9 protein-coding genes and 2 pseudogenes are annotated in these 12,504 nt (G+C 64.5%); 7 read left to right on the top strand and 4 right to left on the bottom strand.

What is annotated here, in order from left to right; all coding sequences use genetic code 11:
* The 4 genes and pseudogenes from VMA74_RS04690 to VMA74_RS04675 form a co-directional block, all read left to right on the top strand.
* Positions 1-316, top strand: a pseudogene (locus VMA74_RS04690) (assimilatory sulfite reductase (NADPH) flavoprotein subunit); the annotation flags it as partial.
* 8 nt (positions 317-324) lie between these two features.
* Complete coding sequence (gene cysI / locus VMA74_RS04685) at positions 325-2,022, top strand: assimilatory sulfite reductase (NADPH) hemoprotein subunit (protein ID WP_325365296.1); 1,698 nt, start codon at positions 325-327, stop codon at positions 2,020-2,022.
* On the top strand, positions 2,019-2,741 hold the full coding sequence (locus VMA74_RS04680) for a phosphoadenylyl-sulfate reductase (RefSeq protein WP_325365294.1): 723 nt from the start codon (positions 2,019-2,021) through the stop codon (positions 2,739-2,741). Before cysI ends, VMA74_RS04680 begins: the two co-directional genes overlap by 4 nt.
* Positions 2,742-2,930: 189 nt before the next feature.
* Entirely contained in the window at positions 2,931-4,676 is a 1,746-nt protein-coding gene (locus VMA74_RS04675; RefSeq protein WP_325365292.1) for a bifunctional sulfate adenylyltransferase/adenylylsulfate kinase, read from the top strand.
* Positions 4,677-4,738: 62 nt separating this feature from the next.
* Here VMA74_RS04675 and VMA74_RS04670 read toward each other — a convergent pair whose 3' ends face one another.
* Complete coding sequence (locus VMA74_RS04670; RefSeq protein ID WP_325365290.1) at positions 4,739-5,266, bottom strand: DUF4019 domain-containing protein; 528 nt, start codon at positions 5,264-5,266, stop codon at positions 4,739-4,741.
* A 219-nt stretch (positions 5,267-5,485) separates the two neighbouring features.
* A complete protein-coding gene (locus VMA74_RS04665; RefSeq protein ID WP_325365288.1) occupies positions 5,486-6,493 on the bottom strand; it encodes a LysR substrate-binding domain-containing protein in 1,008 nt (335 codons plus the stop codon).
* Between the two features lie 299 nt (positions 6,494-6,792).
* On the opposite strand from VMA74_RS04665, the gene cysG reads away from it, so the two are divergent.
* The 3 genes from cysG (at position 6,793) to VMA74_RS04650 (ending at position 11,255) form a co-directional block, all read left to right on the top strand.
* Entirely contained in the window at positions 6,793-8,286 is a 1,494-nt protein-coding gene (gene cysG / locus VMA74_RS04660) for a siroheme synthase CysG (RefSeq protein ID WP_325365298.1), read from the top strand.
* 249 nt (positions 8,287-8,535) lie between these two features.
* Positions 8,536-10,401 (top strand): LTA synthase family protein, encoded by a 1,866-nt coding sequence (locus VMA74_RS04655; protein WP_325365286.1) that lies wholly within the window; start codon positions 8,536-8,538, stop codon positions 10,399-10,401.
* Between the two features lie 158 nt (positions 10,402-10,559).
* Positions 10,560-11,255: a M23 family metallopeptidase gene (locus VMA74_RS04650; RefSeq protein ID WP_325365284.1), complete on the top strand. Its 696-nt coding sequence runs from the start codon at positions 10,560-10,562 to the stop codon at positions 11,253-11,255.
* A gap of 23 nt (positions 11,256-11,278) precedes the next feature.
* Here VMA74_RS04650 and VMA74_RS04645 read toward each other — a convergent pair whose 3' ends face one another.
* Positions 11,279-12,022 carry an MHYT domain-containing protein gene (locus VMA74_RS04645; RefSeq protein ID WP_325365282.1) on the bottom strand — a complete coding sequence of 248 codons (744 nt, stop codon included), beginning with the start codon at positions 12,020-12,022 and terminating at the stop codon, positions 11,279-11,281.
* A gap of 160 nt (positions 12,023-12,182) precedes the next feature.
* Positions 12,183-12,504 (bottom strand): annotated as a pseudogene (locus VMA74_RS04640) (hypothetical protein); the annotation flags it as partial.

Here is a 12,504-nt window from a genome sequence, read left to right as displayed (position 1 = left end):
TTTCCTGTACCAGGTGGAATGGCAGCAGGCCTTGAAGAGCGGCCAGTTGCATCGCATCGACCTGGCCTTCTCGCGCGACCAGGCCGAGAAGCGCTACGTGCAGCATCGCCTGATCGAGCAAGGCCGCCACGTCTACGAATGGCTGGAAAGCGGCGCGCATCTGTACGTGTGCGGCGACGCCAACCGGATGGCCAAGGACGTGCACAAGGCATTGGTCGCGATCGTCGCCGAACACGGCGCGCGTTCGAGCGAGGATGCCGAAGCCTGGCTGAGCCAGTTGATCCAGCAGGGCCGTTACGCCCGCGATGTTTATTGAGGTAGGCGATGAGCGGCGCGACCCTTTCAGAATTCGAACGCATCAAGGCCAATAGCCGCCTGTTGCGCGGTACGCTGGTGGAGAGCCTGGCTGACCCGGTGACCGGCGCCATCAGCGAGGACGACAACAAGCTGCTCAAGTTTCACGGCAGCTATCAGCAGGACGATCGCGATCTGCGCGAAGAGCGCCGCAAGCAGAAGCTGGAGCCGGCATTCCAGTTCATGGTGCGCGCGCGCCTGGCTGGCGGCGTGCTGAGCCCCGCGCAATGGCTGTCGTTCGACCACATCGCACGCACGTGGGCCAATCACACGCTGCGCATCACCACGCGGCAGACGTTCCAGCTACACGGCATTCTCAAGCGCGACCTGAAGCGCTCGATTGCCGCCATGAACCAGGCGCTGGTCAGCACCATCGCCGCGTGCGGCGACGTGAACCGCAACGTGGTCGCCAGCGCCAATCCGGTGGAAACGCCCGCGCATCGGCAGGCGTATCGCTGGGCGGAGCGCTTGTCGGACCATCTCAAGCCGAAGACACGCGCGTATCACGAAATCTGGCTGGACGAGAAACTGGTGGCCGGCGGCGAGCCGGAAAGCGAACCGCTGTACGGGCCGACCTATCTGCCGCGCAAGTTCAAGATCGGCATTGCCGTGCCGCCCACCAACGACGTGGACGTGTTCGCACAGGACCTGGGCCTGATCGCGATCATCGAGCACGGCGAACTGCTCGGCTTCAACGTGGCTGTCGGCGGCGGCATGGGCGCGAGCCACGGCGATCCCAGCACATATCCGCGCCTGGGCAGCGTGATCGGCTTCATCGAGCCCGAACAACTGCTGCGCACGGCCGAAGGCGTGATCGAAGTGCAACGCGACCACGGCAACCGCCAGGAACGCAAGCACGCGCGCCTGAAATACACCATCGACCGGATGGGCGTGGCCGCCTTCAAGGCGGAGCTGGAACAGCGCATCGGCTTTGCGCTGCAGCCTTCGCGCGCCTACCGCTTCGAGCACAACGGCGACCGCTACGGCTGGACCGAAGGCGACGACGGCCGCTGGCATCTCACCCTCCAGATCGAATCCGGACGCCTCGCCGATCATCCTGATGCGCCGCATCTGAGCGGGCTGCGCGCGATCGCCGAGGAACACCAGGGCGACTTCCGCCTCACCTGCAACCAGAACCTGATCATCGCCAACGTGCCAGCCGCGCAGCGCGAGCGCATCGATGCGCTGGTGGCCGAGTACAAACTGGATGGCTATCGCCAGCTCAGCGGCATTCGCCGCCATGCCGTGGCCTGCGTCGCCTTGCCGACCTGCGGCCTGGCGATGGCCGAAAGCGAACGCTATCTGCCGCAACTGCTGCCGAAGCTGGAGGCGCTGCTCGATCGCCACGGGCTGCGCGACGAACCGATCGTGCTACGCCTTTCCGGCTGCCCGAACGGCTGCTCGCGCCCGTATCTAGGCGAGATCGCCCTGGTCGGCCGCGCCATTGGCCGCTACGACCTGCGCCTGGGCGCGGACTTTGCCGGCCAGCGGCTCAACCGCCTGGTGCGCGAGAACATCGACGAGGGCGAGATCCTCGCCGAGCTGGACAACTTGTTCGCCCGCTTTGCCGCCGGACGGAACGAACACGAACACTTCGGCGACTTCCTCGTGCGCAGTGGCGTGTTGCCCGCCACGCGTCATGCCATTGATGCGGAGGTTTTCGCATGACGCTGCCCACGCCCGAGCAAGCCGCCCTGGATGCGCGCGCACGCGACAAGCTCGACGCCCGGCTGCTTGCGCTGAGCGCCGAAGAACGCGTGGATTGGGCGCTGGAAAACCTGCCCGGGCGGCACGTGCTCTCTTCGAGCTTCGGCGCCCAGTCGGCGGTGTCGCTGCACCTGCTGACGCAGCGTTTGCCGGAGATCCCGGTGATCGTGGTCGACACCGGTTATCTGTTTCCGGAAACCTACCGTTTCATCGATGCGCTGACCGAACGGCTTTCGCTCAATCTCCACGTGATCCGCCCTAGCCTCTCGCCCGCCTGGCTGCAGGCCCGCTACGGCGAGCTGTGGAACCAGGGGCGGGAGGGGCTTGATCGTTACAACCGGCTGGCTAAGGTAGAGCCCATGCAGCATGCCCTGGCCGAGCTGGGCGCCGGCACCTGGTTTGCCGGCCTGCGGCGCCAGCAATCGCTGAGCCGCGCTGCCGCCTCGGTGCTGGAGCATCGGCACGGACGCTGGAAGGTGCATCCCATCGTCGACTGGACCGATCGCGACGTGGGCCTGTACCTGCGCCGCCACGACCTTCCCTACCACCCGCTGTGGGACCAGGGTTATGTGTCGATCGGCGATACGCATACCACACGCCGCTGGGAACCCGGCATGCGTGAGGAGGACACCCGCTTTTTCGGCCTCAAGCGCGAATGCGGGTTGCACCTGGACGTATGAAAGCGAAGGCGAGTGGAGATGAGTGAGAAGTGAGAGCAAAGCACGCAACAAGCATCAGCACCCCAGGCTGCTGGACGCTTTCCTTGCCGAAGTCGTTGTGGTCGCTGCTGGTTCGCCACTGTCACTTCTCACTCCTCTTCATTCGATCCTGATAAAGACTGTCCCGATAAAAGCATTGAAGGAAACACCATGAAAGCCCTCGCCGCCGAACTGGTCTCGGCCGAACTCGAAACACTGACCGCGCCGCACGGTGGCGTGCTGCGCGAACTGTATCTTCCGGCTGCCGAAGCCGAAGCCTTGAAACGGCAAAGCGCCTCGCTGCCGCAGTGGACGCTCAACCAGCGCCAGCTGTGCGATCTGGAATTGCTGCTCAACGGCGGCTTTTCGCCGCTGCAGGGTTTTCTCGGGCGCGCCGATTACGATCGCGTGGTGAACGAAATGCGCCTGGCGGACGGCACACTGTGGCCGATGCCGATCGTGCTGGACGTGGACGAGGCGTTTGCGGCCAAGTTGCCGGAAAATGCGCAGATCAGCCTCAACGACACGCAAGGCACGCCGCTGGCGGTGCTGACTGTGGAAGAGGTGTATTTCCCCGATCGCATCGCCGAAGCGCGCCAGGTATTCGGTAGCGTCGACCGCAGCCATCCGGGCGTGGCCGAGCTGCTGGACTGCACCGGCTCGGTCTATCTGGGCGGACGCGTGCAAGGCATCCAGCCGCCACCGCATTACGATTTCACCGCGCTGCGCCTTAGCCCGCGCGAGCAGCGCAACTGGTTTCACCAGCACGGATGGCATCGCATCGTCGCGTTCCAGACGCGCAACCCGATGCACCGCGCGCATCGCGAGCTGACCTTGCGCGCCGCGGAAAAGGTGGGCGCGAAACTGCTGATCCAGCCTTCGGTGGGCCGCACCAAGCCCGGCGACGTCGACCACTACACGCGCGTGCGCTGCTATCGTACGTTGCTGGCGCACTATCCGGCCGGCCTGGCCACGCTGTCGCTGCTGCCGCTGGCGATGCGCATGGGCGGGCCGCGCGAAGCGCTATGGCACGCGATCATCCGCAAGAACTACGGCGCCAGCCATTTCATCGTCGGCCGCGACCACGCCGGTCCCGGCAAGGATTCGCAGGGCCAGCCGTTCTACGATCCGTATGCCGCGCAGGAACTGCTGGCCAGACACCAGGAAGAACTCGGTATCGAGGTCGTGCCGTTTCCGGCCATGGTCTATGCCGCAAACCGCGACACCTACGTACCGCAGACCGAGGTACGGCCGGACGACGAAGTGCGCGATATCTCCGGTACCGAGCTGCGCCGCCGCCTGCATAACGGCGAGGCGATCCCAGAGTGGTTCACCTTCCCGGACGTGGTGAAGATTCTGCGCGAGCGTCATCCGGCCAATGCGCGCCAGGGGTTGGCGCTGTTCTTTACCGGCCTTTCCGGCTCAGGCAAATCCACGCTGGCGCAGGCGGTGGTGTCGCGCTTGCTGGAAACCAGCAGCCGTCCGGTGACCGTGCTGGATGGCGACGAAGTGCGCCGGCACCTGTCGAAAGGGTTGGGGTTCTCGCGCGAGGATCGCGACGCCAATATCACGCGCATCGGCTTCGTGGCCAGCGAAGTGGTGCGCCACGGCGGCATTGTGATCTGCGCGCCGATCGCGCCTTACGCCAATGCACGCGCCGAGGCGCGGCAACTGGTGGAAGCGCATGGTCGCTTCGTGGAAATCCACGTTTCCACGCCGTTGGAAATCTGCGAAGCACGCGATCGCAAGGGCCTGTATGCGGCAGCGCGCGCGGGAAAGATCAAGGGCTTTACCGGCATCGACGATCCGTACGAGACCCCGGTTGCGCCGGAGCTGCGCGTCGATACCAGCCAAGTGTCGGTGAGCGCGGCGGCCGACAAGGTTATTGAGTGGCTGCAAACCCAGGCATTGGTGTGACGCATGCTAAAAGCCGCTGCCCGATGCTGATGGGCAGCGGCTTTTAGCTGTAAAACCGTTGATTACTTGCCGGATGCCGGTTGCGCCTTTTGTGCAGGAGCATCGGACGGCGCGGCGTTGCCGTTGTTGGCGGCAGCAGCATTTGGGTTCGCTTCACGCACGATGTAGCCGATCGGCTGCCAGCCGGAGGAACCCTTTGCCAGGGATACGGTTTCCACCGTCATCGCTTTGGCGAACTTGGTGGCATAGATCACGTTGAGGTACTGGCCGGGCGGAAGATCTTTCGGGTTGTCGACCTTGCTGACGCCCACCCAAGTGCGCTCGGATTCATTACCCACGGCGCCGCGCAAGTTCGTGATGTACTTGGTCCAGTTGTCCTGCGTGACACTCTTCTGCATGGTCGGGCTGCTGGCTTTCCACATGGCATCGGCCTTGCCGGCATCAGCCTGGGCCGCCCATTTGCCAGCGGTGGACACGGCCTTGTCCAGGTCGAGGTTTTGCGCCATTGCCATGCCTGCCCCAAGCAGCATGGCCGATGCGAGGGCGCCGGCTGCTATGCGCCTGGGCGTGGACGAAGATTGAGATGCCATGAGAATTCTCCTGAGTGATATCCGTGGAACGTCCGCTGCGACACAGGGATCTGCGTCCATGCATGCAGCGAAACGTATTCCATGGTGTCACGTGGGCGAAAGCCGGCGCCGTCGGCCTGGATTTAAAAACCTGTGCGCTTCTGCTTGCAGACGATGAAGAGCCCGCCTTCCTACCCAGCGCGCAGAAAAGGACGCATCCAAGACAGCAACCATCCGCGCTCAGGCGGCGCGCGTCACCGTTCGCCGTACCTGACGCTGCTGCAGCTCGCCCCACAGCGGCGGCGCGGGCCAGTTCGGCTCGGCGTGCCCGGCGACGACGCGGCGCAGCTCCGCCTCATCGATCTGCGGCGCCACCAGCCGCGCGAATTGCGCCACGTAGCTGCGCAGCACGTGGTCGCGGCGCAGAACCATCCAGCTGGTGCAGATCGGCAGCAGTTTGTCGATGTCGAGCGCGACCAGTTCACGGGAGTCGGCAGGAGTGATCGCCATTTCGGCCAGGATGCCCACGCCCAGGCCAGCGAGCACGTAGGTCTTGATCAGATCCGCATCGGCCGAGGTGCAGGCGATGCGCGGGGTCAGGGCGGCGGCGGTGAAGGCACGCCGCAGCGACGATTCGGGCTGCAGCGAAGACTCGTAGCTGACCAGTGGGTAGTCGGCCAGATCTTCAATGCGCAGCGGACGGCCAAGCTTGGCCAGCGGATGTCCATTCGGCACTACGGCGCGGCGATACCAGCGGAACAGCGGCACGGCAATGCCGCCCTCCGGCGCCTGGCCACTGGTGCTGACGATGACCAGGTCCACCTCGCCGCTTTCGAACAAGCCGATGACGCGGCCTTCGCCCTGCGGACGAATGTGCACGCCGAGGTCCGGGTATTGCTGCTTCAGGCGGGCGATGGCGTCAGGCAACACGAAGCGCGCCTGGGTGTGCGTGGTAGCTACCGACAGTTCGCCCTGCGCTTCCTCGCGCAGGTTGGCGGCCAGGGCGCGGATGTTGCGCGCCTCATGCAGGATGCTGCGAGCCCGCTCCAGTACCTGCGCACCGGCAGGCGTGACTGCATCCAGGCTCTTGCCGCGGCGGGTGAACACCTGGAAGCCCAGTTCGCCTTCGAGCTGCTTGAGCTGCTTGCTGATGCCGGACTGGGTGGCGTGGACGTTGTCGGCGGCGAGGGTGATGTTGAGGCCGGCGTCGGCGATGGCGACGATGTAGCGAAGTTGGGTAAGGGTCATGAGATGGGCTCCGGGATGAATGGCGTGCAGGGGTGTGCTCGACGCATGCCGCAGCACATACAGCTCACGAACCACCCTGAACGGCGTTTCATCACGAACCTCGCACCTCCACCGGCCCATGTACCGGTCATCGCCCGACCTTAACACAGCGTTATTTGGACGTCTATACATCTAAATGTCTCTCAAGCGTGATGAAACAGCCTATGCCATCCGGCCATATCTTCGCGCCTGGCGGTCATTTCCAATGCTCGAATGGAAACATTAGCGTGTTCGCATACTTGCGCATTCCGGACGCTTCCATGCTGCTTTACCCCTTGTTCGCCGATCTGCGCGACCGCCCTGTGCTAGTGGTTGGCGGCGGCGACGTCGCAGCCCGGAAAACGGCCATGCTGTTGAAAGCCGGCGCCCGTGTCACCGTGGGCGCCCGAGTGCTGGCGCCGGAATTGCGGGAATGGGCGCGCACGGGCCGCATCACCTGGCGACAAGGCACCTACCAGGCCGAATGGCTCGACGGAACCTGGCTGGCGATCGCCGCTACGCGTTCGCGCTCCCTCAATGCACACATTGCCGCCGATGGACACGCCAGGCAGCGGCTGGTGAATGTGGCGCATGACCCGGCGCTTTCCAGCTTCCAGGTACCGGCTTTGATCGACCGCTCGCCGCTGCTGGTGGCGATTTCCAGCGGTGGCGTGGCACCGATGCTGGTGCGCCGCTTGCGCAAACGTTTCGAAAGCTTGCTCGACCCTGCACTGGGACCGCTGCTACAGCTCGCACAGCGTTATCGCGCGCGCATCCGTGCGCGTCGCCGGCATCTGGCAGCACGCCGCCGTTTTTATGACTGGCTACATGACGGTCCGGTGCATGCCCTGCTGCGCGCAGCAAAACCTATCCAGGCGGAGCAGCAACTGGTCGATGCACTGGCGGAGCAAGAAGCAGCCCCCACGAGCCTGTCGGGCTTGAGTGGTCGAGGTGAAAAGACAACAGTCCGACAGGCTCCGCACGGCTCCGTCGTGCTGGTCGGTGCCGGACCGGGTGATCCCGGCCTGCTCACCTTGCATGCCCTGCGCGCACTGAACGAAGCGGACGTCATCTTGCACGATGCGTTGATCAGCGCGCCGATTCTGGACCTTGCCCGCCGCGACGCCGAACGCATTGCCGTGGGCAAACGCGGCGGCGCGATGCACACGCCACAGGCCACGATCCATGCATTGCTGCTCGCGCATGCACGCGCCGGAAAGCGCGTGGTGCGCTTGAAAGGCGGGGACTCTTTCGTATTCGGCCGCGGCGGCGAAGAACTGGAGTTCCTGCGCGAGCACGGCATTGCCTATGAAGTGATACCCGGCATCACGGCGGCACTTGCTTGCGCGGCCTACAGCGGCGTACCGCTGACACATCGCGCTCATGCGCAATCCGTGCGGTTGGTTACGGCGCATTGCCAGCAATCCTTCAATACGCTGGATTGGTCGGAGCTGGCGCAGGAACGTCAAACGCTTGCGATCTACATGGGCGTGAGCCAGCTCGACGTGCTCACCGAGCAATTGCTTGCGCACGGACGCGCCGCCGATACGCCGTTCGCCTTGATCGAGAACGGCTCGCTGCCCCAGCAGCGCACCCTGACCGGGACGCTGCACGCGTTGCCCGTATTGGCGGCACGACATGCCATCTGCGCGCCGGCCCTGCTGATCCTGGGCGAAGTGGCCGCACAAGCCGCGGTCGCGCATTGGTATGGCGAGTTGCTCGGCGAGCCCCCGCGCAGCCTCGCCTCCTCTCACATGCTGGCCGATGCGGCCTGATCGCCGACGTTGGCACAGCCTGCAGAAAACGCTCTAAGTGGCTGCCGGTACAGTCAAAGCCGTTATCGCGGGGTGACGGCCTTTTTAGATTTTCTTCGACTTGCTGAAGGCTTTCTGCCTGCGATATGAACATCCGCCAGACGGGTGACAACCGATTCATGTCATTCACGTTACAGTCCGCATCCCACGAGATGACAGGTCGCGGACCGCATGGCCCTCGCTTTCCCCACATTGCTGTCGAGCCGCTCCATGGCCACGCGCGCCATCATGGTGCTGGCGATGATGGCCGCATTCGTGCTGCTGACCGGCCTACTGGACGGCAACCAGGGCGTGGCGGCGGCACAGCTGGTGGCGCAACCGGCCTTCCCGCTGGCCAATGCCATGCCCGGCCTGATGCTGGCGCTGTGGTTGCTGGTACTGACGCGGCGCACCTTGCTCTCGTTCGGCCTCGCCTACCTGGTGCAGGCGGTGGTGTACGCGGTCAATGCCTTGAAGGTGCTCAACCTGGGAACGCCGCTGTTGCCGGCCGATTTCCGCATGGTCGACCAGTTGCACAAGGGCGGCCTGCACGTGCTGGGCAGCTATCTGCCGCACAGTCCCTGGCCGTATCTGGCCCTGCTTGGCGGACTCGCGGTCATCATCGCGATGTGGCGCTACGAGCCGCCACTGTTCGCGCCGCGCACCGGCGGCAAGCGCCTCCTGGCCGGCAGCTTGCTCGGCGCCACGCTCGCCACCTTGCTGCTGGGCATGCCGGGCTGGCGCACGCTTTACAGCGGCCACAAGTTGTGGATGGAGCCCTGGTCCGCCGCGGCAACCACCAGCCATTCCGGACTGGTCAGCTCGCTGGTGATGTTCCACCTGCAGGACCGACGCGCTAAACAGAAGGCCGACCCCAGCGCCGTAAGCAGCTTGCTGCAGACCACCGGTGATGCCGTGCGCGCACGCATGCACGCGCCGGTGGCTCCCGACACGGCCCGGCCCGATATCGTGGTGATCCAGAGCGAGTCGTTCTTCGATCCACGCATCATGCGCGGCTACGAAGCATCCAAGCTCACGCCCCAGCTCGATCGCCTCGCCGCCGAAGGCATGAGCGGGCCGTTGCACGTGCCTACCTTTGGCGGCGGCACCATCCGCACCGAGTTCGAAGTGCTCACCGGATTGTCGCTGCGCTATTTCAGCAATATGCAGTTCCCGTACCTGCAACTGCATGACAAGGTGGTGCCGAGCATGGTGCGCAGCTTGCGCGCGCACGGTTATGAAACGGTGGCCATCCACGGCAACGATCCCACCTTCTGGAATCGCGACACCGCATTCAAGACGCTGGGTTTCGACCGCTTCGTCTCCCAATCCGGTTTCCCGGCCAATGCGCCGATGGACGGCAAGTACATGGCCGACAGCGCGATGACCGACGAGATCATGGCGCAGCTGAAAGACAACGGGCCGCCGCAGTTCCTGTTTGCGATCAGCCTGGAAGGGCACGGACCGTACGACGTGCCGCCGCGCGACGCGGCTGCGCGCGACGCGATACCGGTGCCTGCCGCCATCAGCGCCAAGGACAAGGTGGAGGTGCAGACCTACCTGTATCACATGCAGCATGCCGACGCCGAACTCGGCCGTCTCGCCGCTTTGCTCGCCAAACGCAGCCGCCCGACTTTGCTGCTGTTTTACGGCGACCATCTGCCGGGCCTCGCCGGCGCGTTCCGCGCCACCGGTTTTGTCGACGGCCAGGACATGCTGTCGCAGGCCGGCACCTGGCTGCTGGTCGATCCACGCAATCCGGGGCAGCCGCAACACATGGAGATGGCATCCTGGATGCTGCCCGGCTTGTTGCTGGAGCGTGCCGGCATTCATGACGATGCGTACTTCGCACTGACGCAAGTGCTCGCGCCATCGCTCGCCAAACTCACGCGCGCACCTGGCGCCACGCCGCCGGCCATCGATGCACAACAACAGTTGTTTGACAAGGACATGGCCAGCGTCGCCGTGCTGCGCATGAAGGGCAAGCTGGACAAGCTACTGCCGGCCAGCCTGCTGCCGGCGAACACCGCGGTGGCCAAGCAGGACAACGTGGACCAAGGCACGCCGGCGGCCGCCGCCATGGGCATCCATCACTAAGCGCCTTGCATTGAGGCGCCTTTTTTGCGCAGACGTTCCAGGCTCATCGCCCCCCTTGGGCCATTTCGCTCTAATCCTATATCGGGTCGGACATGTCCTTGCTTCACTAGGCCGTGTGCCTATCGCACCGCCTTGTTACCTGGACGCATGCCAAACCCATGTTCGCCGCCGCTTGCCATCGCATTGCCTTCACTGCCATCCAACTGCGCGGGAAAGCGCTGCTCGCCGGCATGCTCGGCACTTGGCTGGCGCTGCAGGTCTTGCATGCATGGCAAGCAGATGCGCAACCAGGCACGCCAATCGCCGCAACGCCTGCATCCTTCGCGCTGCCTGACAAACTCCATGCCAGGCTGGCCGACACATCGCCTTATTGGCACACGCTGTCGCGGCTTTACGAGAACGCGGATGTTTCGACATCGTCTGACCCCATACCATCGGACGAAGCCGCAACGTTTCACCCGTTCGAAGTGGGCATGCCGCTGGCACTGGCGCGCATCACCTCGGATTTCGGACAGCGCCCGAATCCGTTCGGCAGCGGCCACGTCTTCCATCGCGGCATCGACCTAGCCGCGCCCACCGGCACGCTTGTTCAAGCGGTCGCCGAAGGCACTGTGATCACCGCCAAACGCGATCGCTCCTACGGCGAGTTCGTGGTGATCGACCACCACAACGGCTACCGCAGCTTGTACGCGCACAATTCCCAGCTGCTGGTGAAAGCCGGCGACCGCGTAAAAGTAGGGCAGCTGATCGCCAAGGTCGGTTCGACCGGCCAATCGACCGGCCCACACCTGCATTTTGAGATCCACCGCGACGGGGAACGGGTAGACCCGTTCCCTTATCTGGCGGCGCTCTAGCGCTTTCTACGCAGCACACCGACTCAAATACTGAGCGTGGCCCGCCGTTGCTGCCGCTTGTAGTGGATCAGCAATGCCGCCACCAGCAGCGCCACCGTCACGACGAAAATGCTCGTGCCGAGATTGCCGCCGCGTATGCCGCTGGCAAAGCCGGCCGGTGTTTGTGCGGCCTTCTCCTCGATGTTGAAGGCAGCCATGCCGGTGTAATGCATGCCGCACACGGCCAAGCCCATCACCAGGGCGCTACCGACCATCTGTACCGGGCCGCGCAGGTTGAACGCCAGCCACAGCGCAACGATCGACGCGACGATGGCAATCAGCATGGATGCCGCCACCAGGTTCATGTCGTAGCTGGTGTACGCATCCATCATCACCGCCGCCATGCCCAGGTAATGCATGCCGGTCACCCCGAGCCCCATGCAGATCCCCGCAGCAACCAGCTTCGCCCAGCTGAAAGCGCCGCTGCTGGCGATAAACAACCCTAGCGAACAGGCGCCGAAGGCAATGATCGCCGACAGCGTCGTCAACACCGGGTCGTAACTCACCGGCATGCCCATGTCGCACGCCAGCATGGCGATGAAGTGCATGGCCCAGATCGCGCCCACGCCCATGGCCGCACCGGCCGCGAGCACGGCCATGATGCGCTGGCGCGCATGGGTGGCAAGCGGAATGGCGACGGCCAGCTGCAAGGCCGTGAACGATCCGAGCACGGATACCACATACGAGAGCAAAACCAGCAGCATGTTGTAATGCTGATGAGCAGACATGGCTTCCACCTCCGGTTGCGAGTCGTCAATGCAGTGCACGCGGCGCTCGGCCTTGCGCACCTCTTTTTGCGTACAGCACCTGCCCGCGCTCGCGCGGGCAGGTGCTGCGTCGTCTACGTCTTCTCTTGCTGTCTCTCCTGCACGCGCCTTCGCGCTTGCCTCAATGCGAAACTTCCAGCACGCAGTCGCCGACGCCGTTGTTGCTACGGCAGTGCAGCGTGCGCACGAACACCCCTTGCGGTGCGAACGACGCGCCAAGCATGCCTTCCAGATAGCCACTGAAAAACTTGCAACCGGATTGACCGCCGGGCGGACACAGCGGGCAGTTCTGGATGTGGAAATGGCGGTCGCGCGCGTCGACCGTTACCAGCGAACGCAGGGCAGGCACCGCGATGCGCTTGATCGCATCGGCCAGGCCCAGCTTGCCGCCCATGGCGTAGTCGCGCTTGTACACCCATGCACCCGTACGTCGGCCGGCCAGC

Origin of the sequence: Dyella sp. (assembly GCF_035508675.1) — a bacterium.
Lineage (GTDB): Bacteria > Pseudomonadota > Gammaproteobacteria > Xanthomonadales > Rhodanobacteraceae > Dyella_B.
Note: the sequence above shows the minus strand (reverse complement) of the source record. Positions and strands in the feature narration are given on the sequence as shown.

Excerpts from the sequence above, each read along its gene's own strand:
- cysI (WP_325365296.1), top strand. The coding sequence starts at position 325 with ATGAGCGGCGCGACCCTTTCAGAATTCGAACGCATCAAGGCCAATAGC.
- VMA74_RS04670 (WP_325365290.1), bottom strand. The coding sequence starts at position 5,266 with ATGGCATCTCAATCTTCGTCCACGCCCAGGCGCATAGCAGCCGGCGCC.
- VMA74_RS04655 (WP_325365286.1), top strand. The coding sequence starts at position 8,536 with ATGGCCACGCGCGCCATCATGGTGCTGGCGATGATGGCCGCATTCGTG.
- cysG (WP_325365298.1), top strand. The coding sequence starts at position 6,793 with ATGCTGCTTTACCCCTTGTTCGCCGATCTGCGCGACCGCCCTGTGCTA.
- VMA74_RS04650 (WP_325365284.1), top strand. The coding sequence starts at position 10,560 with ATGTTCGCCGCCGCTTGCCATCGCATTGCCTTCACTGCCATCCAACTG.
- VMA74_RS04680 (WP_325365294.1), top strand. The coding sequence starts at position 2,019 with ATGACGCTGCCCACGCCCGAGCAAGCCGCCCTGGATGCGCGCGCACGC.
- VMA74_RS04675 (WP_325365292.1), top strand. The coding sequence starts at position 2,931 with ATGAAAGCCCTCGCCGCCGAACTGGTCTCGGCCGAACTCGAAACACTG.
- VMA74_RS04645 (WP_325365282.1), bottom strand. The coding sequence starts at position 12,022 with ATGTCTGCTCATCAGCATTACAACATGCTGCTGGTTTTGCTCTCGTAT.
- VMA74_RS04665 (WP_325365288.1), bottom strand. The coding sequence starts at position 6,493 with ATGACCCTTACCCAACTTCGCTACATCGTCGCCATCGCCGACGCCGGC.